The organism is Candidatus Kinetoplastibacterium blastocrithidii (ex Strigomonas culicis) (assembly GCF_000319245.1).
Taxonomy (GTDB): Bacteria; Pseudomonadota; Gammaproteobacteria; order Burkholderiales; family Burkholderiaceae_B; genus Kinetoplastidibacterium; species Kinetoplastidibacterium blastocrithidiae.
On record NC_019814.1, the window covers coordinates 694,103 to 718,078 of the forward strand.

A 23,976-nucleotide genomic window follows, 5' to 3' on the forward strand; every position below is an offset into this window, starting at 1 on the left:
TGGCGGAAGCTCAGGGATTCGAACCCTGGGACCCTTTCAGATCTCTGGTTTTCAAGACCAGTGCAATCGACCACTCTGCCAAACTTCCTAGACTATTATTATATAATATAATAGTGAAATGTTGCTACATAACAGCTTATTTGTATAAAAAAAATAATATTTTCTGCATATCCATTAAATTCTCTTGGATATATTATAAAGCAATGATATATTTAAAAATCCTATAATAATAGATAGAACATATTATTTTATGCGTTTGCACCCATGGCGAAATTGGTAGACGCAAGGGACTTAAAATCCCTCGCCGAAAGGCATGCCGGTTCGACTCCGGCTGGGTGCACCAATCTTATTCAAAATCATTTAGTGATTTTGCTGACAATCTAAGTCTACCTTTATCATCAGACTCTATTACTTTCACCTTTATTCTTTGACCTGCAGATAATACTTCATTTATATTTTGAATGCGATGATTTGCTATTTCTGAAATATGCAAAAGGCCATCTTTTCCAGGGAAAAGTTGTACTATAGCACCAAAATCTAATATGCGATTAACCTTGCCTTCGTAAACTCCACCTATCTCCACTTCTGCTGTTAACTCAGTTATCCTATTTTGAGCCTCTTGAACATCATTTTCATTAACTCCAGATATAGTAACCAAACCATCATCAGAAATATCAATCTGCGTAGAAGTTTCTTCAGTTATACAACGTATTGTTGCTCCACCCTTACCTATAATATCTCTAATTTTCTCTGGATTAATGCGAATACTCAAAACTTTAGGAGAAAAAGAAGATAGTTCAGCGCGAGAAGAATTGATGCTATCTTTCATTTTACTTAGGATATGGAATCTGCCATCCTTGGCCTGATCTAAAGCTATTTTCATAATATCCCTGGTAATTCCATGAATTTTAATATCCATCTGTAGTGCAGTAATACCATTTACTGTTCCTGCAACTTTAAAATCCATATCACCAAGATGATCCTCATCACCTAGAATATCTGTCAGTATAGCGAATTTACTATCCTCTAGTATAAGACCCATCGCTACCCCAGCAACATGATTTCTAAAAGGCACTCCAGCATCCATCATAGCTAGGGATCCACCACACACTGAAGCCATAGATGATGATCCATTAGATTCAGTTATCTCAGACACCAATCTTATTGTGTACTGAAACTCCTTGGGATCAGGCAAAGAAGACAATAAGGCTCTTTTTGCTAAACAACCATGTCCTATTTCTCTTCTTTTAGGAACACCTATCCTTCCAATCTCTCCTGTTGCAAAAGGCGGCATATTATAGTGAAATATAAACCTATCGCGATACTCTTCATTCAAGGATTCTATGATCTGCTCGTCTTGTTTTGTTCCTAATGCAACAACAACAAGCGCTTGTGTTTCCCCTCTAGTAAACAAAGCACTACCGTGAGCACGAGGTAAAATACCCAGTTTTATATCAATAGGACGAACAGTACGAGTATCCCTACCATCAATTCTTGGCTCTCCATTTAATATTTTCTCTCTAACAATCTTTGATTCTAGATCAAATAATAAGCCATCTATTTCAGTATCACCCGGGATAGTATTCCTAGAATGCACATAATCATTCCTAATAGAACTCTTAACGAAAGATCTTATCTCTTCTAGTTTTAGATGTCTTTCTTTCTTTTCGCGATAACTATAAGCTAATGATAATTTTTCTAAAGCAATTTTTGAAATATAGGAGATTAAACTACTATCTTTTACCGCAGGAATCCATTCTATACTGTCTTTGCCTGCCAATGAAACAAGATCATTAATATTATCAATGACGATTTGCATGTTTTTGTGGCCAAACATAATGGCATCTAAAATAGAATCTTCTGAAAGCTCATTAGCACTTGACTCGACCATCAAAACAGCATCTACTGTTCCTGCTACAATTAGATCCAATTCTGAAGACTTTATCTGAGTCTTAGTTGGGTTTAAAACATACATACCATCTATAAATCCAACACGAGCAGCTCCGATAGGCCCATGAAAAGGAACACCAGAAAGAGATAAAGCAGCAGCAGAGCCTATTATGGAAGGAATGTCGGGATCTATGTCAGGATCAACCGATAAAACATGCACAACAACGTGTACGTCATTATAAAAACCATCAGGGAATAAAGGTCTTAGCGGCCTATCAATCAATCTTGAGATCAATATCTCCTTTTCTGATGACTTTCCTTCTCTTTTAAAGAAACCTCCTGGAATTTTTCCAGCAGCATAAGATTTTTCAATATAGTCCACAGTTAATGGGAAAAAACTTTGCCCATCCTTAACTTCTCTACTAGCAACAACAGTAGCTAGAATTACAGTATCACCCATCGAAACCAATACAGATCCAGATGCTTGTCGAGCTATCTCGCCAGTCTCAATGGTAACTTTATGTTGTCCATATTGGAATGTTTTAGTCATTTTATTAAACATGACAAATATTCCTTACAAAAAACCGTGGTTAGTTTCACTGACCACGGTGCTTTAATATAAATAATTATTTACGCAAACTTAACCTGTCTATTAAAGATCGATATGAATCAGGATTACGGTCTTTTAAATAAACTAATAACTTCCTACGTCTACTAACCATTTTTAACAAACCACGACGCGAATGGTGATCCTTAATATGTTTTTTAAAATGATGTGTTAGCTCATTAATGCGAGCCGTTAATAGAGCAACTTGAACTTCTGGGGAGCCAGTATCACTGCTGCTACGCTGAAATTGAGATACTATATCGCTCTTTTTTATATCTGATACAGACATTTATGCCTCTTAAAGGAACATGCTTTAAAACTGAGGTGTTTTAAAGTGATTAAAATAAAAATAACCTTAAGTTTTAATTATATACAATTTATTAAACAACAAAATATAAAATAACCTAAAACTTACATCTTATTATAAATATTTATAATTTAGCAATTATTTATGCAAAATATTAATTGCAACAATCAATCAATATTAAATGTATACAAACAAGCATTAAATCTTTTTAATAGAAAACAAAAAATGAAAATGCAAATAATTAGAAAATTCTAGAAAGTAAATTATAAGTATAGTTATGATACAAGGAGCACTATGGTAATTACTATTAATCAAAAAACAGCACATACCCAAATAATAGGATAAGTGCTGCAAAAACAAAGACAAAGAACTCTATACTAGTTCTTGGTTTTGTCTACTAATTTATTAGCTGTAATCCAAGGCATCATAGATCTCAATTTCGCACCAACCTGTTCGATTTGAGATTCTGAATTAATACGGCGACGAGATATCAATGTTGGAGCGCCAGCTTGGTTCTCTAGAATAAATTTCTTTGCATACTCTCCAGTTTGGATATCATTTAAGCATTGACGCATAGCTCTACGAGTATCATCAGTAACTACCTTAGGACCTATTTCATATTCACCAAATTCAGCATTATTAGATACAGAGTAATTCATATTTGCTATGCCGCCCTCATAAATCAAATCTACTATAAGCTTGAGCTCATGGAGACATTCAAAGTAAGCCATTTCTGGAGCATAACCAGCTTCTACCAGAGTACTAAAACCAGCCTTTATCAATTCTACTGTACCGCCGCATAGAACAGCCTGCTCACCAAACAAATCAGTCTCTGTCTCTTCACGGAATGTGGTTTCTATTATTCCAGCTCTTCCACCTCCATTAGCACTTGCATATGATAATGCCATATCACGAGCAACACCTGATTTATTCTGGTAAACAGCAATTAAATGTGGCACCCCACCACCATTTCTATATGTTCCACGAACAGTATGTCCTGGAGCTTTAGGAGCAACCATAATAACATCTATATCATCACGAGGTATAACTTGGCCATAATGAACATTAAAACCATGAGCAAAAGCCAATACAGCCCCACTCTTAATGTTTGAATGCACTGCATCGTTATAAACAGAAGCTATATTTTCATCTGGAAGCAACATCATAACGATATCTGCTGACTTTACTGCATCAATCACTTCTTTAACCTGCAACCCAGCATTTACAGCCTTGTTCCAAGAAGACCCATTTTTTCGAAGACCTACAACTACATTAATACCAGAATCATGCAAATTAAGAGCATGTGCATGCCCTTGTGAACCATAACCCAATATAGTTACAGTTTTACCTTTTAGCAACGATAAATCACAATCTTTATCATAAAAAACTTTCATAAAAAAACACTCCGTCATTTTAATAATAAACCCATCAAAGATTGCTTTAAAAGCTATGCTTTTAGGATTCTTTCCCCTCGACCTATTCCAGATAGACCAGTACGCACCGTCTCTAAAATAGCACTACGATCTAAACTATCTATAAAAGCTTGTATTTTACTCTGTGTGCCTGCGAGCTCAATTGTATATGATTTATAAGTAACATCAATAATATGCCCGCGAAAAATATCAACCATTCTTTTCATTTCCTCACGTTCCTTACCAACCGAACGAACCTTTATGAGGAGCAATTCTCTTTCAATCTGAGCACCATCCTTAAAATCAACTACCTTAACAACATCTACTAACCTATTCAAATGTTTAGTTATTTGCTCAATAATATCATCAGATCCAATAGTAACAACTGTTAAACGAGATAATGTGGAATCTTCAGTAGGAGCAACAGTAAGAGACTCAATATTATACCCTCTAGCTGAAAACAAACCAACTACACGGGACAACGCGCCAGGCTCATTCTCCATAAGCACAGAAATAACATGTTTCATATACAATCACCCTATAAATCTTCAGGACCGAGCAGCATTTCAGTCAATCCACGACCAGCTTTTACCATAGGCCAAACATTCTCTGTACGATCAGTAATAAAATCCATAAATACTAAACGATCCCTATGCTTAGTAAAAGCTTCTCTTAATGCGGGCTCAATATCAGATGGCTTTTCAATACGAATGCCGATATGCCCATAAGACTCAGCAAGCTTAACAAAGTCCGGTAAAGACTCCATATATGATTGTGAATATCGAGACCCATAATCAATTTCTTGCCACTGACGAACCATCCCCAAGAATCGATTATTAAGGCAAATTATTTTGGGAGTTAGATTATATTGGAGACAAGTAGACATCTCTTGTATATTCATTTGAATAGATGCTTCTCCAGTTACAACTGCTATATCAACATTTGGGTTAGCCTTTTGTACACCCATAGCATATGGAAGACCAACACCCATAGTTCCCAATCCGCCAGAATTTATCCAGCGTCTAGGGCTACGAAACCCATAATACTGAGCCGTCCACATCTGATGCTGACCAACATCAGATGTTACAATAGCATTACCACCAGTCACCTCCCACAATTTTTCAATCACAAACTGAGGCTTAATAACATTATCAGAATTGGAATATTTCTTACTGTTTTTAGCGCGCCATTCTTTAATCTGATCCCACCACTTTTTAGTTGATGCCTGCTTAGCAGCAATAGATCTTAGGTAATCAACTTGCTCAATGATATTAACCAAGACATCTTTAACATCTCCAACTATAGGAACGTCAACTCTAACGCGTTTAGAAATAGAAGATGGATCTATGTCTATATGAATTATTTTCCTAGAGTTTTGATTGAAATGTTTTACATTACCAACAACTCTATCATCAAAACGCGTTCCAACAGCAAGAACAACGTCACTATTCTGTAGTGCAAAATTGGCCTCATAAGAACCATGCATGCCAGGCATACCGAGACACTGTGGATCATCAAAAGCCACTGCCCCTAAACCCATCAAAGTGTTAACACAAGGCGCCCCCAACTTTAGCAACAAGTCCCTAAGTTCACTGGATGCATTAGATAGAACCACCCCTCCACCAATGTATACTATGGGACGCTCAGCCGAAAGGAGTATCTGAGCTGCCTTTCTTACTTGACCTTGATGACCCTTAATTACAGGAGCATAAGATCGCATTAAAACTGCTTCTTTAGAAGGAGAATACTTGCACCTTGCTGCAGTAATATTTTTAGGAATATCTATTAATACTGGGCCAGGTCTACCCGTTGTTGCTATATAGAAAGCACGTCGTATAGTATCAGCAAGATTTTTTACATCTCTAACTAAAAAATTATGTTTGACACAAGGACGAGTAATGCCTATAGTATCACATTCCTGAAAAGCATCCTCTCCAATCACTTCACTAGAAACCTGTCCGCTAATAATGATCATTGGAATAGAATCCATATATGCCGTTGCTATCCCCGTGATAGCATTAGTGGCTCCTGGGCCACTGGTAACAATACAGACGCCAATTTTCTGAGACGACCTAGAGTAAGCATCAGCAGCATGAACCGCAGCTTGCTCGTGCCTTACGAGAATATGTTGAAATTTATCCTGTTTAAAAATCGCATCATAAATGTACAAAACTGCTCCGCCTGGATAACCAAAAACATGTTCAACTCCATGCTCTGCCAAACAATGTACAAGTACATCAGCTCCATTCATTTCCATTATTTATTTTCCCTTCAATACAAGTTCGGCCCCAAAAGATTCTCATATCTATAGCAAAGATAACCAAACAGGAATTGTTTTTTTAAACGCCAGATGTTTTTATGAAAATAGTAAGACCATTAATAACTTCGGGATAAAAAATAAACACCAGTTTGTCTTAGGGCATCGAACAACCGTCAATGACGTACAAGATCGAAATGAAAGCCCTGGCAAATGCTCATGACATAACCAAAAGCAACTTTTGCAATAATATACAAAATTCCACAAATCAACACTCTGTTTTATGATAAAAAACAGGAAGATATAAAAAAGCAACGATTCGCCGCATTAGATTAGATTATAAACTATTTCCTAAAAAATGGATAAGATAATTTGTCAAAAGATTGTCACTTGTGCTATTTTTTTCTAAAAAATAAACATTCATTATTAGAAGCGATATCATCGTATTCGTAGCCATCATAAGAGAATTTTTTTAAATCATTGATGCTCCCTATCTTATTAGTTATAACATATCTAGCCATAAGGCCTCTTAGCATTTTCGCATTAACTCCAATAATTTTCCATCTGTCGATTTTATATTCTTGAAATACACAATTAACTATACTAGCATTAACTTTGTTTAGATCTATAGCATTAAAATACTCATTAGATGATAAATTTACTAAGAAGTTTAGCTTCTTCTTTTTTATTTCGTTATTAATAAAATCTGTAATAGCACTACTCCAGAATGCATACAGATTCTTAAAATCTAAAATTTGTATTTTTGAGCTCATTTCTAATCTATATGGCTTTATAAAGTCTAAAGGACGTAAAATACCAAACAATCCACTTAAAATTAACAAATGATCTTGAGCCCAAAAGAAATCTTCCAAGTTAAAATTAGATATATTCAGAGCCCTATAAACACTCCCCTTAAAGATAGATAATGCATGGAATTCTGATAATGCATTCCAATTTGAATAATAAGCAAAAACAGATCTAGCCAAATTCACTTTTATTTTCAAAATATCAGACAACTCAATCAAAGATCTTTCTCTTAATTCTTTTACTAACATAAGACTTTCTTTAAAGAAAAATGGCCTTGTATTCCACTTTATCATGGAAGTAGTATTAGTTAGATTAAGGGACTTAGAAGGGGAAATCAGCAATAACAATCTTCAAACTCCTCATTGTTAGATAATCCTAGATAAAAAATAGTCTTCATCTTATGATAATAATCTTAAAAACTTAATTGACTATACATAAACAACATATTAGTATCGGACAATAAAGTATAGTTTCAAAATGATTTCACATATAACACAGGAGAGATGGCAGAGCGGTCTAATGCACCTGACTCGAAATCAGGAGTATGCTATTTGTGTACCGTGGGTTCAAATCCCACTCTCTCCGCCAACTTGGTTAACTAGCATGATGGCTCCATTATTTCCATGCCACCCATATATGACCGTAAGACACTTGGAACAATTACACTACCATCTGATTGCTGGTAATTTTCAAGAATAGCAACTAGAGTTCTTCCAATGGCTAAACCAGATCCATTTATAGTATGCAAATAGCTGGTATTTCCATTTTTATCACGAAAACGAGCTTTCATTCTTCTCGCTTGGAATGCTTCACAGTTTGAAACAGATGAAATCTCTCTCCAGTTACTTTGTGAAGGCAACCAAACTTCTAAATCATATGTTTTTGAAGAACAAAACCCCATATCGCCAGAACAAAGCAAGACTACTCTATATGGAATATTTAATGACCGCAAAACCAGTTCAGCATGCCCTAATACCTCCTCTAAAGCATCATATGAAAAGTCTGGGTGAACTATTTGCACCAACTCAACTTTATCAAACTGATGCTGACGAATCAGACCTCTAACATCACGCCCACCACTGCCTGCTTCTGATCTAAAGCATGGGGTGCATGCAGTTAGCTTAATCGGGAGACTATCCACTGGTATTATAGATCCAGAAACAGTGCTAACTAATGTTATCTCTGATGTTGATATAAGATACTGATCATCATTAGAATCATTATTATCTACATTGTCATTTTGCTTAAATTCTCCTTGCCGCACTGAAAACATGTCTTCCTTGAATTTTGGCAATTGACCACTTCCAAAAAGAGTATTCGAATTGACTATACATGGGGTATAGCATTCTTCATATCCATGATTCTTAGTATGAAGATCTAACATGAATTGAGACAGAGCTCTATGCAATAATGCTATCTTTCCCTTCATAAATGAAAAACGAGAACCAGTCATTCTTGAGGCCAAATCAAGATCTAAACCAAGAGACTCCCCTAAAACCACATGATCTTTAGGAATAAAACTGAAAGGATTTGGCTCATTATTAATAGACACTCCATTAGGAAGCCATCTTCTAATCTCAGTATTATCTGAAGAATTTAATCCTATAGGGACGCTTTTATGAGGGATATTAGGTATAGAATATAAGAAATCATTTATATCTTTATTTAAAGAAGATAATTTGTCCTCAAGATTTTTAAGAGCAACCGGTATGACTTGGGATTCAATAATCAGATCCCCAACATCTAATCCTTTAGCTTTAAGCTGACCAACCTGCCTTGCCAAATGATTTCTTTTAGACTGTAATATCTCTGTTTCTTGTTGTATATTTTTTCGACAACTATCTAAATATTCAAACTTTGAAGAATCCAGAAAAAAACCACGTGTTTTTAATAAATCAGCTATCTGATCTAATTCTTTACGTAAAAGACTTGTATCTAACATTTTTCTCTACAAATAATAAAAAATTAAAAAATATCACTATCGAGATTACTTACTATTTTCTTCTATATCCAATCTCTTTAAGAAAGCAATTTTTTGTTTTATCTTATGCTCTAAACCATAATCAGTTGGAAAGTAAAATTGCTCCTTAACTTCATCTGGAAAATAATCTTCTGATGGAACATAAGCATTAGGAAATTCATGGGCATACTTGTATTCTCTATAAACCCCCGATTTTCTTGTAAACTCTTTTGAAGAATTGCGCAGGTGGCCAGGAACAGCCCTACTAGAATCAGTCTTAACGTAGTTGCATGCTAAGTTAAAAGCATTATATACAGAATTTGATTTAGCAGCACAAGACATATAAACAACAGCATTTGCTAATGCAAGCTCACCCTCAGGTGAGCCTAGGCACTGATATATTCTTCCACAATTTGCACTAAAATCAATTGCTCTAGGATCTGCCATGCCTATATCCTCTACAGCAATACGCATTAAACGCCTAGCTATATACATTGGATCCGCTCCGGATGTTAATAAACTAGCTAGCCAATACAATGCTGCATTTGGATCCGATCCTCTTATAGACTTATGTAAAGCGCTAACTTGATCGTAAAAAAAGCCACCACCTTTGTCGAACATTCTACAATCTCTTGAAAAGTTAGCCTTTAACCAAGATGAGGTTATTAAATTGATTTTAGAAACTAAAGCTGACTCAAAAACAATCTCAGTCAGATTTATAACACGTCTAGCGTCTCCATCTGCCATCGATATAATATTCAAACAAGCATTTTCATCAATATAAATATTCTTGTGTTCTGCGTATTCTTTATTCAAAATTATAATGGCCCTAGATAAAAGCATAGATAAATCTTCTTTACTAAGATGATTTAAAATATAGACCTTTACTCTTGACAATAAAGAAGAATTAATCTCAAAAGAAGGATTCTCAGTAGTAGCCCCTATAAGAATTAACAAACCATTTTCTACATGTGGGAGAAATGCATCTTGCTGAGATCTATTAAAACCATGTATCTCGTCTATAAATAAAATAGTCTTCTTGCCATTAAGCTGTGCATTCTTTGCAAAAACAATAGCATCTCTTATATCTTTAACTCCGCTGAGGACGGCAGATATTGATAAAAACTCAAAATCAATATCATTAGAGAACAATCTTGCTATAGTAGTTTTTCCTGCTCCTGGAGGCCCCCACATTATCATCGAGTGCAATTTTCCACTATCTATTGCGATTCTTATTGGCTTGTTTATCCCTATAAGATGAGATTGACCGATAACATCATCTAAATTTTTTGGCCTCAGCCTTTCAGCTAAAGGAATGCATTTATTGCCAGATTGATTGAAATAACTTGCATCAAAATTCATAAATATTATCTACATATCAAGCAAATCTACATTTGGAGGGAGAATAAAACTAAATAAATCCTCTGATAAATCATCATTAATCAATATATTAGATAAATCTATTACAAATTTCTGATCAAAAACATCAAATAAATGGATCTTGGATATAAATCTATCATCAAAGCCGAAATCTATAACCCTAAAACCACTACTCAAATTATTAGTTGTCGCCGACAACCAATACAAATCATCACGATTATAAGAATATTTAATATCAACAAATTCTTCTAAATTGTCAGAAGACAGCATGTCCATAAAAAAAGATAAGGGCGTTTCATCAATATTTCTTGCTATTGCCTGACATAAATCAGAATCATACTGGTATATCTTTTCGCCGTCAGATACAACTAATTGCCTACTATTACTGACAATCTCCCATCTAAATTTTCCTGGCTTTTTAAATCTTAAAAATCCATTTTGTGAAGACTTGACAATACCTTGAGGGTCTAATATAGACTGTCTAAACTCACATGAAAAACTTCTTACTTCCTTTAGAAAATCTAATCTGTTGTCTGTATTCTCAGATTTTGCATGACAGCAAAAAATGATAGTAAAAACACATAAAAATCTAATTAAATTATTCATCTTTCTGATCTGATATATTTACTAAAATCTCACGATTTCCATTAGAACGCATGGAGGAAACAATACCTGCCTTTTCCATTTGCTCCAATAAACGTGCAGCTCTATTGTAACCAATTCTTAAATGACGTTGCACCAAAGAGATAGACGCCCTACGGTTTTTCAACACTATATCACAAGCCTTATCATACATAGGATCATTTTCATAACTTTCTATTCCTGTTACAGAATTAATACCATCTGAATCTGCTAAAGACTCTCCGTAATTAAGAATTTCATCTATATAATTAGCCTCTCCTTGAGACTTCAATGATTCTACCACTCGGTGCACCTCATCATCACTAACAAAAGCTCCATGTATGCGAACAGGAAAACCGACCCCAGGGGGCAAGTATAACATATCGCCCTGCCCCAATAAGCTTTCCGCACCTGCTTGATCTAAAATTGTGCGTGAATCTATTTTTGATGAAACTTGAAATGCTATGCGTGTTGGTATATTAGCTTTTATAAGACCAGTAATAACATCAACACTAGGACGTTGTGTAGCTAAAATTAGATGTATGCCAGCTGCTCTTGCTTTCTGTGCAAGCCTAGCTATTAATTCCTCTATTTTTTTTCCAGATGTCATCATAAGATCAGCCAACTCATCTATAACTACAATTATAGATGACATTAACTCTAAAGGCTCCGGATCATTCTTATTAACAGATAAAGGATTATAAATAAACTCATTAGACAAAGAGGCCTCCTTTATTTTTTCATTATAGCCAGATAAATTGCGGACACCCATCTTGCTCATCAAATAATATCTTTTATCCATTTCACTCACACACCAACGTAGAGCATTTGCCGCTTTCTTCATATCCGTAACAACATTGGTCAAAAGATGCGGTATGCCCTCATAAACACTCATTTCCAACATTTTAGGATCTATCAATATCAATCTAATATTAGAAGAACTATATTTATATAATAAAGATATTAACATAGCATTTATACCAACTGATTTGCCTGATCCTGTAGTTCCTGCCACTAATAAATGAGGCATTCTAGATAAGTCAGCTACTACAGGATTACCTGCAATATCCTTACCCAAGGCTATTGTTAAAGTAGACTTAGCTAAATTATACACAGAGGAGTTTAATATCTCTGACAAACATACAGACTGACGACTTCTATTAGGAAGTTCCAACCCCATTAGATTCTTGCCAGGTATTGTTTCAACTACCCTAATACTAGCAACACTCAATGATCTAGCCAAATCTCTAGCCAAGCCAACTATCTGACTCCCCTTAATTCCAATTGCTGGCTCAATTTCATATCTAGTAATTACTGGACCAGATTTTGCAGATATTACTCTTACGGATACACCAAAATCTGCCAGTTTCTGCTCTATCAATTTGGATACTAACTTTATATCCTCGGAGGGTGGTTGTATATCATTATATCTCGATGAGTCTAGTAAATTTAATGATGGCAGTTTCTCATTTTTCCTTTTAACTATGTTTTTTTCGGTTTTATTAGGCACATGCTCTATAAAGCTATCTATCACATCAGATAAATTACTTGATATATCTTTATTGTCAACAATATTTTTATGATTATCTATAATCAATAATTCCTCATTATTATTGCGACCTGTGTTATCCTGCTCTTTGTAGCGCGCATTCCTCCTCCTATGAAAAAAATCATAAATACAATAGGTACATCGATGGATAATTTTCCTAATAAAACTAAAAATATACAAAAACAAACAATTCAATCTTTTTATGAAACTATCAAGTAAGAAGCCTATTTTCTCAAAAAACAATAACCAAGAAAAACAAAAAAACAAGCTAAAACCAGTAAGCACCATAACCATTAAAAAAAGAATAGAGCCTGTCATTCCTATTAAAAATACCAAATAATCAGAGAAACAATTACCTATAATACAACCAGATCTACATATTTCCAAAAATCCTTGGCTAATATGATTTTCTATATCTTCAGAAAATATTGCCTCCAATCCTAGCGTTCCGAAAAGCAGTAATAGAAAACCTATTATATTTTCAAAATAAAAATAAACCCCAAAAAAAACAGATGATTGATCACTATTGCGAAAGTAAACAACTAGTCTAGAATAAATAATAAATAACCAACTAAACAATAAATAAACAAACCAAAAAGATGAAAAACCAAACAAATGAAGCAATATTTCTGACACATAAGCACCAAAAACCCCACCTTTATTAATTATCGAATTATGTAAAATCTGACCGTGAAGAACAAAATTATCATTAGAATCCCAAGATAATAGGCTCAGAACTAACCAGGATAACGAAACCATAAGAAATATTAATACCGCTTCACAAAATAATGCAGAATTTTTTATAAAAAATGGTAATCTAATACTACTTAGCGCACGTATTTTTCTAGAAATAAAATTAAATAAACGAACCATATTGACAACATTAATTTGATATATATTGGATTAGGATAAAGGAGCTACTTATGAGTATAACTAAAAAAACAAAATTATTAATAATTGGATCTGGACCAGCTGGATATACCGCCGCATTATATGCTGCTCGTGCCAATCTTGACCCTATCATTATTACAGGACTAAATCAAGGTGGTCAATTAATGAATACTACGGAAATAGAAAACTGGCCCACTGCCTATGTTAACACTAGTGGAGCAGATCTTATGGATCTTTTTCTATTAAATGTTAAAAAATTTAATACAGAAATAATCCTAGATAACATTGTGAATGCTAATCTATCAAGAAGGCCATTTGTTCTTACCGGCGATAGCGGAACTGATTACATATGTCAATCAGTTATTATAGCTACAGGCTCATCACCAAAGAAACTAGGAATCAAGTCTGAAGACAAATTCCTTGGCAAAGGAGTTTCTTACTGCGCCACTTGTGATGGTATGTTTTATAAAAATAAAGACGTGATAATTGTCGGAGGAGGAAACACGGCTATAGAAGATGCTCTATATTTATCTAATATATGTCAAAACGTAACATTAGTACACAGACATGAAAAGTTTAGAGCTGAGCCTATATTACTGGATCGAATCAATAACAAGGCCAGAAAAAAAACAATATCAATCAAAACATTTTTTACTCTTAGCAAAATAGAGGGAGATAAAGACAAAGTTACAAATGTCGTACTATCTAATTCTAAAAATGGCTCGTCAGAAAACATCAGGACAGATGGGATTTTTATAGCTATAGGACACAATCCTAATACAAATATATTTAATGGCCTAATGAAAACAGAAGAAGGGTATATCATTACTCAAAAAAACGACAAAAATTTCCAAACAATGACCTCCATTGAAGGAGTATTTGCAGCAGGAGATGTTCAGGACAACATATATAGACAAGCAATTACCAGCTCAGGAACTGGCTGTATGGCTGCACTAGATGCTCAAAGATGGCTTGAAAAAAATGAAGTCTAAGTATATAAAATTATCTACTGTCCAAAATTACTATAAATTCCATAAAAAGTTAAACATGCTTAGTGATGAATTTCAAGTCTCTGAGAGATTGAAAAACATATCTACTGCATTAAAGCATACCGCACGCACAGAAGATAGCGCGAAAAACTATTTTAAACACGAGCATCATGATCAACTTCAACACGATCATAAAAGTAATTGTATTTATAATTATGATATAATCGTTAGCGAATTATCTGATGAGCTATCTGTGGATCATCTATTATCTGATGATGGTAGATCTTACATAAGACCAAATTTAAATAAAAATATAGTAAAATTCCTAAAAAATGGAAAATGGAAGATAGAAGCCAAACTTGATTTGCATAATCTATGCATAGCGGGAGCTAGATCTGCATTTATAAACTTTATGAAACACTGCATAAAAAACGGTGTTAGGTGTGTCTCTATTATTCATGGTAAAGGATATGGGTCTTCCCCAGAGAACGGACCGATATTAAAGAACAAAGTGCGCTCTTGGTTAGTGCAGACAGCAGAAATTCGAGCATTTTCTGAGGCTTTAGAGCATAATGGTGGATCTGGAGCTTTGGTTGTGCTTTTACATAAAACCAAAAATGAAAGCTAATATAATGAAATTCACTTACCTAACCATAGCAATAATAACTGAACTATTCGCAACAGTAGCATTAAAGAATTCCATTGGCTTTACTCGCCTATGGCCATCATTATTTACATGTTTTTTTTATATTATATCTACATATTTTCTATCATTAACATTAGAAGAAATACCGGTGGGCATAGCTTACGCTATTTGGTGCGGCGTTGGAATCATACTAGTCTCATTAATAGGAGTATTATTTTTCAATCAAACATTAGATGCCCCAGCTGTAGCAGGAATAGTACTTATTGTATTAGGAGTAGTTATAATGAACGTATTTTCTAAGGTCAATATAGAAAACTAGAAATATGTTTTCAGTATCAACCTCAGTTTTTAAATTAATAAATTATATTGCGCTCTATATAATAATGTAACCAGTAATTAAATAATAAACAGCCACAACGGCACCGATCATTGCTACAAGAAAAATCAACCATTCTGATTTATTAAAAACTGTTTTAGATTGCTCTGATTTTGTCATTGCAAATAAAACTGTTCCAGGGCCATAAAGAACAGAAGACAATAATAAATACTTCAAGCCCCCTGCATATAGTAACCAGGTAGCGAAAACAGTAGCCATGAAACCATAAAATAAATCAAATGCTCTCTGTTTTTTTTCATAAATGCTATAAGACTCTCCCGTTGTTGCTAGCTTAAGACCATAAGCTGCTACTAATAAATATGGTATTAAATTCATAGAACTTGTAAGTTCAATAGCCAATGTAAATGCCTCTCTTGCCAGCATAGTCACTATCAAGAAAACCTGTATAGTTATACTTGTCATCCAGAGTGATGCGGATGGCACACTATTCTCATTTTCTTTTTTTAAAAAAGAAGGCATAGTTCCTGATACTGCAGCTGTATATAAAACTTCAGCGGCAAGAAGAGACCAAGAAAGGTAAGCACCTAAAACAGCTACCAATAAGCCTATTCCTATAAGAATTGCCCCCCATTCTCCAACAACCGCTTGTAATACACCTGCCATAGATGGATTTCGTAATAAGGCTAGTTCAGATCTATCCATAACCCCATATGACAATATGGTAATTAAAACAAGCAATAACAAGACACCAAGAAAACCTAATAAAGTAGCAATACCAACGTCTTTCCTATTTTTAGCATAACGAGAATAAACACTTGCTCCTTCTATGCCAAGGAATACGAAAACAGTTATTAACATTGTGCCTCGAACCTGCTCAAAAATACTACTAAGGTTGAAGGAGCCACCTCCCCACATATTATTAATAAAAATCTCTGACCTAAAACCAAAACATACTAAAACAATGAATATAACTATTGGAATAAGTTTAGATACGGTAACTATATTATTAATAAAATCAGCCTCTTTTATTCCTCTTAACACTAAAAAATGAAAAGACCATAATATACTAGAGGACAAAATAACAGCTGCTAAAGTAGTGCCATCTCCAAAAATAGAGAAGACAGAACCTATTGTTGAATTTATTATTAACAAATAGGTTACATTGCCCAAACAAGTACCAGCCCAATATCCCAACGCAGATGAGAATCCCAAATAGTCACCAAATCCAGCCTGAGCATACGCGTGAACACCAGAATCTATATCTGGCTTTCTGCAAGATAATGACTGGAACACAAATGCTAACATCAACATCCCAAGACCAGAAATAGTCCAAGCAATCAACGCACCAAACACTCCAGTAACTTGAGCAAAGTTCTGAGGCAAAGAAAAAATCCCAGCTCCAATCATAGAACCCACGACCATAGCGGTCAAGGTCATGACAGAAAGTTTCTGGGCATTGGAATTACTCATATAAATACTCCGCGTATAACAATATTCTTATTAAAAATTAAACTTGTACTATACAATTTACAAATTAATCATATTATAATGATGACGTATATTATTATTTTATATTTTTTATTTATTAATAAAAAATATAAAAGAAATAATTTGTAGCAACGTACAGAAGTGTATACCATTTAAATAACTAAAGTACTATTTTTAACAAATTATTATTAAATAGAATATCTTTTAAAAGCCATTAAAAACATTAACAAGATTATGTTTAGCCGACAAGGTCTTTTTTATAGATATATGAAAAAACATAAACTATCAAAAATAATAACCCTCATAGAAAATACAAAAATAACATGCATTCTGTAGCATCCTGAATTTCATAATGATCTTAAAAATAAAGAGCCCATAAGAATATTTATAATCCCAACTTACCAGAATCCAATACATTCTTTAATTTATCAATGCACTTAACTATCTCTGAATAATTATTTATAGATCACTTGTGGTCTAAAAACAGCTTATAACAAACTAATTATTCATAACGATCAACATACTGTTTCTTATAAAATAATAAAACACCTAACATTGATAATATAAACCAGCCAAAACCATAGAATATCACTATATTTAAACAATTAATAAATTAGCATCAGAACTATAATAATAGTTAACTAAAAAATTCCTTTACTCTATCAGTCCAAGACTTACTTTGTGGAGAATGATGACCACCACCATCTTTTAGAGATTGCTCAAATTGACGAAGAATATTTTTCTGATCATCTTTTAACTTAACAGGAATTTCTACCGCAACATGACAATATAAATCACCATAATGAGAAGAACGAACATTGCGTATTCCTTTTCCTTTTAACCTGAAAGTCTTACCAGACTGAGTACCCTCAGGTATCGAGATCTCTGCCTTGCCATTTAATGTTGGAACTTGTATAGAACCTCCTAAAGCAGCACAAGTAAAAGGAATTGTTAATTCGCAATGAAGGTCGTCACCATCTCTTTTAAAGATTTTGTGAGGCTTTATATGTATCTCAACATATAAATCACCTGGATCACCACCATTTATTCCGATATCCCCATTGCCAGAAAGACGTATCCTCATGCCATTATCAACCCCAATAGGAACTGATACTTGCAAAGTTTTATTACATCTTACCCTACCTACTCCTTTGCAACCTAAACAAGGATCTGTAATTTCTTCGCCATTACCTTGACAAACGCCGCATGTCTGCTGAACGCTAAAAAAACCCTGTTGAATACGTATTGATCCATTTCCGTTACATGATCTACATTTCTTAATACTAGAACCCTCTCTGACACGCTTGCCTTTGCAATTGCCGCAAATATTCCACCCAGGAATATTGATTTCCGTATCAAATCCAGTAGATGCTTGCTCTAAAGTAATATCAAGTTTATATTTAAGATCTGCTCCTCTATTCCTGCTATTATCACTCCCCCTCATGCCAGAAGAGCCAAATATATCTCCGAATATATCTCCGAAAGCATCAGCAAATCCACCACTAGAACTATAAGCATGATTCATGCTTTGCTGCTCTGACCATGAATGGCCAAAACGATCGTATGCAGCTCGTTTTTCTTTGTCTTCTAAAACCTCATATGCCTCTTTAAGCTCCTTAAATTTTTCTTCAGCCTCTTTATTATTTGGATTGCGATCAGGGTGATATTTCATGGCTAATTTTCTATATGCCTTTTTTATATCTTGCTCAGTTGCATTCCTTGTCACACCTAAAATATCATAAAAATCTTTTTTTGCCATATGTCTTTATAATATCTCTCGAATGAGAAATATTTAGAAATTAGTTAATAATTAAAAAAGCCCGACAATCAAAAAAATCAACTATCGGGCAACTATGTTATATGCAGAAGTCTATTGATCTCGTTTTACTTCTTTAAAATCAGCATCAACAACATCTTCCTCGCTAGATGATTTAACATTTTCATCTGGAGATGATTTATTATCATGATTATCTTGCATACTAGAATAAATCCTCTCACTAAGCTTTTGAGAAGATGCCGCTAGGGCTGATATTTTAGAGTCGATAACGGACTTATCAGAGCCTTTTAAGGACTCCTCCAGCTCTTTAATGGCAGTATCTATACTATCTTTATCCGCAGAATCTAACTTGCTACCATGCTCATCTAATGATTTTCTTGTGGAGTGTATCAAACTATCCGCTTGATTTCTAACCAAGGCTAATTCAGCAATGCGATGATCCTCCTCAGCGTTTATCTCTGCCTCTTTAATCATCTTTTGAATCTCTTGTTCAGATAAGCCAGAATTAGCCTTTATTGTGATTTTATTTTCCTTACCAGTTCCCTTATCCTTAGCAGAAACATGCAAAATACCATTGGCATCAATATCAAATGTTACTTCTATTTGCGGTATTCCACGTGAGGATGGAGGTATGCCTTCTAAATTAAACTCCCCGAGAGCCTTATTCCCAGAAGCTATTTCTCGTTCTCCTTGATAAATTTTTATTGTAACAGAAGGCTGATTATCTTCAGCAGTAGAAAAAACTTGAGAAAATCTTGTTGGAATAGTTGTGTTTTTCTGTATCATCTTTGTCATTACACCACCTAGAGTCTCTATGCCAAGAGATAATGGTGTAACATCAAGCAACAAGACATCCTTGCGCTCTCCAGACAATACAGCCCCTTGTATAGCAGCACCAGCAGCCACTGCTTCATCAGGATTAACATCTTTCCTAGGCTCCTTGCCAAAAAACTCTTTGACCTTATCTTGAACCTTAGGCATGCGAGTCATTCCACCAACCAAAATCACATCATCTATATCTGATGTTGATATGCCAGCATCTTTAATTGCTATTTTACAAGGCTCTATTGTTCTATTTATCAAGTCCTCCACTAAGGATTCCAATTTAGAGCGAGAAATTTTCATATTTAAATGCTTAGGACCTGATGAATCAGCAGTTATATACGGCAAATTTATCTCTGTTTGTTGTGATGAAGATAACTCTATCTTACATTTCTCAGCAGCTTCCTTCAATCTTTGCAAAGCAAGAACATCTTGCGATAAATCTAAACCTTGATCTTTTTTAAACTCGTTTATTATATGCTGTATAATTCTTTGATCAAAATCCTCACCACCTAAGAACGTATCTCCATTGGTTGAAAGAACCTCAAACTGTTTATCGCCATCTATTTCAGCTATTTCAATTACAGATACATCAAATGTACCACCACCAAGGTCATATACTACTATCTTTCTATCAGACTTTTCTGATTTATCTAAACCAAAAGCTAGCGCTGCAGCAGTCGGTTCGTTTATAATCCTCTTAACGTTAAGCCCTGCTATCCTGCCAGCATCTTTTGTCGCTTGTCTTTGACTATCGTTAAAGTATGCTGGCACAGTTATAACAGCATCAGTTACTTCTTCTCCTAAATAATCCTCTGCTGTTTTTTTCATTTTGCGCAATATCTCAGCAGAGACTTGTGGAGGAGCTATTTTATTGCCTCTAACGTCTATCCAAGCGTCGTCATTATCAGCCTTAACTATAGAGTAAGGCATTAAATCTATATCTTTTTGTACTTCTTTCTCAGCAAATTTACGCCCAATCAAACGCTTGCTCGCATAGATAGTATTCTTGGAGTTAGTAACAGCCTGCCTTTTTGCAGAAGTTCCAACGAGAACTTCTCCATCTTCCATATACGCTGCTATTGAAGGAGTTGTCCTAGCTCCTTCAGAATTTTCTATTATTCTAACCTGGTTACCATCCATAACAGCAACACAGCTATTTGTAGTACCAAGATCGATACCAATAGTCTTTCCCATAATATATTTGCCTTAATAAATTATATAATATAAATAATATCTCTTTAACGTGATATTGGGGCCTAATGCATACTTTTCAAGAGCACTAATAAACATTGCATCATTTAAAAAAACTACTAGTTGGAAATGTGGATATTATCAAATATCTATATTTCCAACTGAAACAACGACTAAAGCTGGCCTTAAAACTCGATCAGAAATAGCATAACCTTTCTGTAATAATTGCACTATAGTATTAGGTTGATTATCAGACTTAACGGAAGATATTGCCTGGTGTATATTTGGATCAAACTTATCGCCTACTAATGGACTAATTTCTTTTAAAAAATTTCTTTCAAAAACAGCATCAAGTTGCTTTAAGGTTATCTCTACACCCTCTATTAAGGACTCAATAGTCTGATTTGGCTGCAATAATGCAGCTTCTAAACTATCCTTCACTGGCACTAGCCCTTCAGCAAATGACTCAATTCCAAATTTTCGGACTTTAGAAATATCGTCATTAGAACGTCTTTTAATATTCTCTATCTCAGCATAGCTACGTAAAATACTCTCATTTTGCTCTTTTATTAAAATATTAGCATCTTCTAGCTTTTTACTAAGATCGGCGATTTCCTTTAGCAAATCTTCTGATAAAGATTCATCTTCTGATTTGATTTCTTTATTTTCTATAACTTCAGGAGAAACATTTTCCTCCGGAATCTTTAAATCTATCACTGTAAACTCCTTTGATGTTATTAACCAAAAACTAAAGCGTATTATATAAACAAATAGATATATAAATAAACTATTACCATCCATTCAAACTTAACTTGACTAAATCTGATAATTTATTTATCCATAACTGATTGTCATTTAAAGAAGGTATCATATTAAATTCTTTGCCTCCAGCACCAATAAATAATTGGCGATAAATATAATCAACCTCCTCAAGAGTTTCTAAGCAATCAACAATAAAACCTGGGCATATAATATCAACCCTTGTTAATCCTTCTTTTGCTAGGCTCTGCAACCTATCTGACGTATAAGGACTAAGCCATCTAAAATAACCAAAACGACTCTGAAATGTCATCTCAATTTGATTCCCATCAATACCTAATTTTCTTTTTAATTCTAAATATGTTTCTAGACAATCACTATAGTAAGGATCTCCTAGCGTTACGGAACTACATGGTATTCCATGAAAGCTAACAATTAATTTTTTCGATTGCCCATTATCCCTCCAAAAACTATTAATACTAGCAACTAAAGAATCTATATAAAAACTAGATATATTAAATTTTTTTAAAAAACGAAACTCTGGTATGTTTCTAAACCTTGTCAAATAATCAGTAGCAAATCTTATAGCACTCCCTGTTGTGCTAGATGAATACTGTGGATACAATGGAATTATTAATATCTTTGAACAATTTTTATTATGCACCAGAGAATTAATAGCATTTTTTATGGATGGATCACCATATCTCATGCCAAGTTCAATTTCAACATTAAAGCCGCTATTTTTCATAGCTTCCCTAAGCTTAACAATCTGTCTATTGCTATGAACAATCATAGGAGATCCCTCTTTAGTCCATATTTCCTTATAAAGCTTACTTAGCTTGAATGGCCTGAATATTAATATAAAACAGTATAAAATAGGAATCCAGAAATATCTTGATATCTCAATAACTCTATTGTCAGATAAGAACTCTCTTAAATAACTGCGAATATCCCTAATAAAGAAGGTCTTAGGCGTCCCCACATTTACCAACAAAACCCCGACATTATTTTTATTGCCTATGTGTTTTAATCTTGTCTTGCTATTATCTATTAATATTTTTTCACTCTTAACTCTCCTATTAGAAAAAAAATTAAAAATCATGAAGCCCTCCATTGCTAATAATTCTATTTAATTATCTCGATAATACTTACCATGTCGATAAAAAAGTGATATCTATAGCGACATAAATAAACGATAATAGACAATTATTTATTTGATAATTCAAAATCTACAAAAATACACATAATTAGCACTATTTTAAAAAATGATAAAATAGAATAAACAAAACTTGTAATACATAATAAGATATTTATATATAAGTTATATTTAATAACATAGTATGACTTTAAGTGATATCTAAAATTAACGAAAGACAATATATGAATTTCCCAATAATTGCTCTAATTGGCAGGTATCAAGATGCTAGGCTAGACGAGCCATTAAGAGCTATTGCCGAGATGCTTTCTAAAACAGGAAGGAAAATCATTATAGAATCTGCTACCGCCTCTAATACTAATATATATGACTACGCGATAGCTAACATTGATACTATAGGAAAAACAGCATCTCTAGCAATAGTAACAGGAGGTGATGGCACAGTATTAGGTGCGGCAAGGTATTTATCACCTTATGGACTACCTATCCTAGGAATTAATCATGGAAGATTAGGATTCATTGCTGATATATCTATAGATGAGACATATAATGCATTAATTAATGTAATGGATGGATTTTATACCTTAGAAGAAAGATTAGTAATAGAAGGCAGCATATGTCGAGACAATAAAAAAATGTACTCAGATTTTGCTCTAAATGATATTGTTATACATCGTGCTGGCATTGGCGGAATGATAGAAGTTAAAGTTGATCTTAATGATATTTTTATGTATACAATCAGATCAGATGGATTAATAGTTGCAACTCCAACAGGATCAACTGCATATGCTCTAGCATCAAATGGCCCAATCATACATCCTAAGCTTAATGCAATAGTACTGGTTCCTATCGCCCCTCAAACTCTATCAAACAGACCTATAGTAGTCCCTTCCTGTGGATCACTAACAATGACATTGCTAACAGTCGGGAGAAAAGAGATAGAAGCTAATGTGCACTTTGACATGCAAACTTGGTCTGAATTGCAACCTGGTGATCGTATAAATATACAGAAAGCCAGACATGTTGCAAAATTTATCCATCCAAACGGGTATAATTTCTTCTCTACTCTTCGTAGAAAGTTAAACTGGAATGTTATGCCAAAATCATCAGACAATATTGAATAAATA

19 protein-coding genes and 3 tRNA genes are annotated in these 23,976 nt (G+C 34.1%); 6 read left to right on the plus strand and 16 right to left on the minus strand.

What is annotated here, in order from left to right; translation table 11 throughout:
* Positions 1–88: transfer RNA gene (locus CKBE_RS03355), tRNA-Ser, on the minus strand.
* Between the two features lie 170 nt (positions 89–258).
* Between CKBE_RS03355 and CKBE_RS03360 the strand changes: the two genes are divergently transcribed.
* A tRNA-Leu gene (locus CKBE_RS03360) sits at positions 259–343 on the plus strand.
* Positions 344–346: 3 nt separating this feature from the next.
* On the opposite strand, the gene pnp is transcribed toward CKBE_RS03360, so the two are convergent.
* From pnp to CKBE_RS03390, 6 genes are all read right to left on the minus strand, one after another.
* Entirely contained in the window at positions 347–2,452 is a 2,106-nt protein-coding gene (gene pnp / locus CKBE_RS03365; RefSeq protein ID WP_015238182.1) for a polyribonucleotide nucleotidyltransferase, read from the minus strand.
* A 64-nt stretch (positions 2,453–2,516) separates the two neighbouring features.
* Complete coding sequence (gene rpsO / locus CKBE_RS03370) at positions 2,517–2,786, minus strand: 30S ribosomal protein S15 (protein WP_015238183.1); 270 nt, start codon at positions 2,784–2,786, stop codon at positions 2,517–2,519.
* Positions 2,787–3,181: 395 nt separating this feature from the next.
* On the minus strand, positions 3,182–4,198 hold the full coding sequence (gene ilvC / locus CKBE_RS03375; RefSeq protein ID WP_015238184.1) for a ketol-acid reductoisomerase: 1,017 nt from the start codon (positions 4,196–4,198) through the stop codon (positions 3,182–3,184).
* A 53-nt stretch (positions 4,199–4,251) separates the two neighbouring features.
* Positions 4,252–4,743: an acetolactate synthase small subunit gene (gene ilvN / locus CKBE_RS03380; RefSeq protein ID WP_015238185.1), complete on the minus strand. Its 492-nt coding sequence runs from the start codon at positions 4,741–4,743 to the stop codon at positions 4,252–4,254.
* 11 nt (positions 4,744–4,754) lie between these two features.
* The gene (ilvB, locus tag CKBE_RS03385; protein ID WP_015238186.1) at positions 4,755–6,473 is read right to left on the minus strand and encodes a biosynthetic-type acetolactate synthase large subunit; all 1,719 of its coding nucleotides are present in this window, start codon (positions 6,471–6,473) and stop codon (positions 4,755–4,757) included.
* Between the two features lie 395 nt (positions 6,474–6,868).
* On the minus strand, positions 6,869–7,627 hold the full coding sequence (locus CKBE_RS03390) for a YaaA family protein (RefSeq protein ID WP_015390051.1): 759 nt from the start codon (positions 7,625–7,627) through the stop codon (positions 6,869–6,871).
* A 150-nt stretch (positions 7,628–7,777) separates the two neighbouring features.
* On the opposite strand from CKBE_RS03390, the gene CKBE_RS03395 reads away from it, so the two are divergent.
* Positions 7,778–7,868, plus strand: a tRNA-Ser gene (locus tag CKBE_RS03395).
* A 10-nt stretch (positions 7,869–7,878) separates the two neighbouring features.
* Here CKBE_RS03395 and serS read toward each other — a convergent pair.
* From serS to CKBE_RS03415, 4 genes are read right to left on the minus strand one after another with little or no spacing between them, the layout of a single operon-like run.
* Positions 7,879–9,222, minus strand: coding sequence for a serine--tRNA ligase (serS, locus tag CKBE_RS03400; RefSeq protein WP_015238188.1), 1,344 nt, complete (start codon positions 9,220–9,222; stop codon positions 7,879–7,881).
* 45 nt (positions 9,223–9,267) lie between these two features.
* Positions 9,268–10,602: a replication-associated recombination protein A gene (locus CKBE_RS03405; RefSeq protein ID WP_015238189.1), complete on the minus strand. Its 1,335-nt coding sequence runs from the start codon at positions 10,600–10,602 to the stop codon at positions 9,268–9,270.
* A gap of 9 nt (positions 10,603–10,611) precedes the next feature.
* Positions 10,612–11,226, minus strand: a complete 615-nt coding sequence (lolA, locus tag CKBE_RS03410) for an outer membrane lipoprotein periplasmic chaperone LolA (RefSeq protein ID WP_015238190.1) — start codon at positions 11,224–11,226, stop codon at positions 10,612–10,614.
* Positions 11,219–13,663, minus strand: a complete 2,445-nt coding sequence (locus CKBE_RS03415; RefSeq protein ID WP_015238191.1) for an FtsK/SpoIIIE family DNA translocase — start codon at positions 13,661–13,663, stop codon at positions 11,219–11,221. Before CKBE_RS03415 ends, lolA begins: the two co-directional genes overlap by 8 nt.
* Positions 13,664–13,713: 50 nt before the next feature.
* Between CKBE_RS03415 and trxB the strand changes: the two genes are divergently transcribed.
* The 3 genes from trxB to CKBE_RS03430 are packed head-to-tail and all read left to right on the plus strand — an operon-like array spanning position 13,714 to position 15,635.
* Complete coding sequence (gene trxB, locus CKBE_RS03420; RefSeq protein WP_015238192.1) at positions 13,714–14,673, plus strand: thioredoxin-disulfide reductase; 960 nt, start codon at positions 13,714–13,716, stop codon at positions 14,671–14,673.
* Positions 14,663–15,298, plus strand: a complete 636-nt coding sequence (locus CKBE_RS03425; protein ID WP_015238193.1) for a Smr/MutS family protein — start codon at positions 14,663–14,665, stop codon at positions 15,296–15,298. Before trxB ends, CKBE_RS03425 begins: the two co-directional genes overlap by 11 nt.
* A 4-nt stretch (positions 15,299–15,302) precedes the next feature.
* On the plus strand, positions 15,303–15,635 hold the full coding sequence (locus tag CKBE_RS03430; RefSeq protein WP_015238194.1) for a DMT family transporter: 333 nt from the start codon (positions 15,303–15,305) through the stop codon (positions 15,633–15,635).
* Positions 15,636–15,689: 54 nt separating this feature from the next.
* On the opposite strand, the gene CKBE_RS03435 is transcribed toward CKBE_RS03430, so the two are convergent.
* The 5 genes from CKBE_RS03435 to hemH all read right to left on the minus strand — a co-directional run bounded on the left by CKBE_RS03435 (position 15,690) and on the right by hemH (position 22,807).
* Positions 15,690–17,123, minus strand: coding sequence for a basic amino acid/polyamine antiporter (locus tag CKBE_RS03435; RefSeq protein WP_015390053.1), 1,434 nt, complete (start codon positions 17,121–17,123; stop codon positions 15,690–15,692).
* Between the two features lie 655 nt (positions 17,124–17,778).
* Positions 17,779–18,900, minus strand: coding sequence for a molecular chaperone DnaJ (gene dnaJ, locus CKBE_RS03440; protein ID WP_015238196.1), 1,122 nt, complete (start codon positions 18,898–18,900; stop codon positions 17,779–17,781).
* 111 nt (positions 18,901–19,011) lie between these two features.
* Positions 19,012–20,937, minus strand: a complete 1,926-nt coding sequence (gene dnaK, locus CKBE_RS03445) for a molecular chaperone DnaK (protein WP_015238197.1) — start codon at positions 20,935–20,937, stop codon at positions 19,012–19,014.
* Positions 20,938–21,075: 138 nt separating this feature from the next.
* Complete coding sequence (gene grpE, locus CKBE_RS03450; RefSeq protein ID WP_015238198.1) at positions 21,076–21,651, minus strand: nucleotide exchange factor GrpE; 576 nt, start codon at positions 21,649–21,651, stop codon at positions 21,076–21,078.
* A 73-nt stretch (positions 21,652–21,724) separates the two neighbouring features.
* Positions 21,725–22,807 (minus strand): ferrochelatase, encoded by a 1,083-nt coding sequence (gene hemH / locus CKBE_RS03455; protein WP_015238199.1) that lies wholly within the window; start codon positions 22,805–22,807, stop codon positions 21,725–21,727.
* Between the two features lie 266 nt (positions 22,808–23,073).
* Between hemH and CKBE_RS03460 the strand changes: the two genes are divergently transcribed.
* Complete coding sequence (locus CKBE_RS03460; protein ID WP_015238200.1) at positions 23,074–23,973, plus strand: NAD kinase; 900 nt, start codon at positions 23,074–23,076, stop codon at positions 23,971–23,973.
* Positions 23,974–23,976 lie beyond the last annotated feature (3 nt).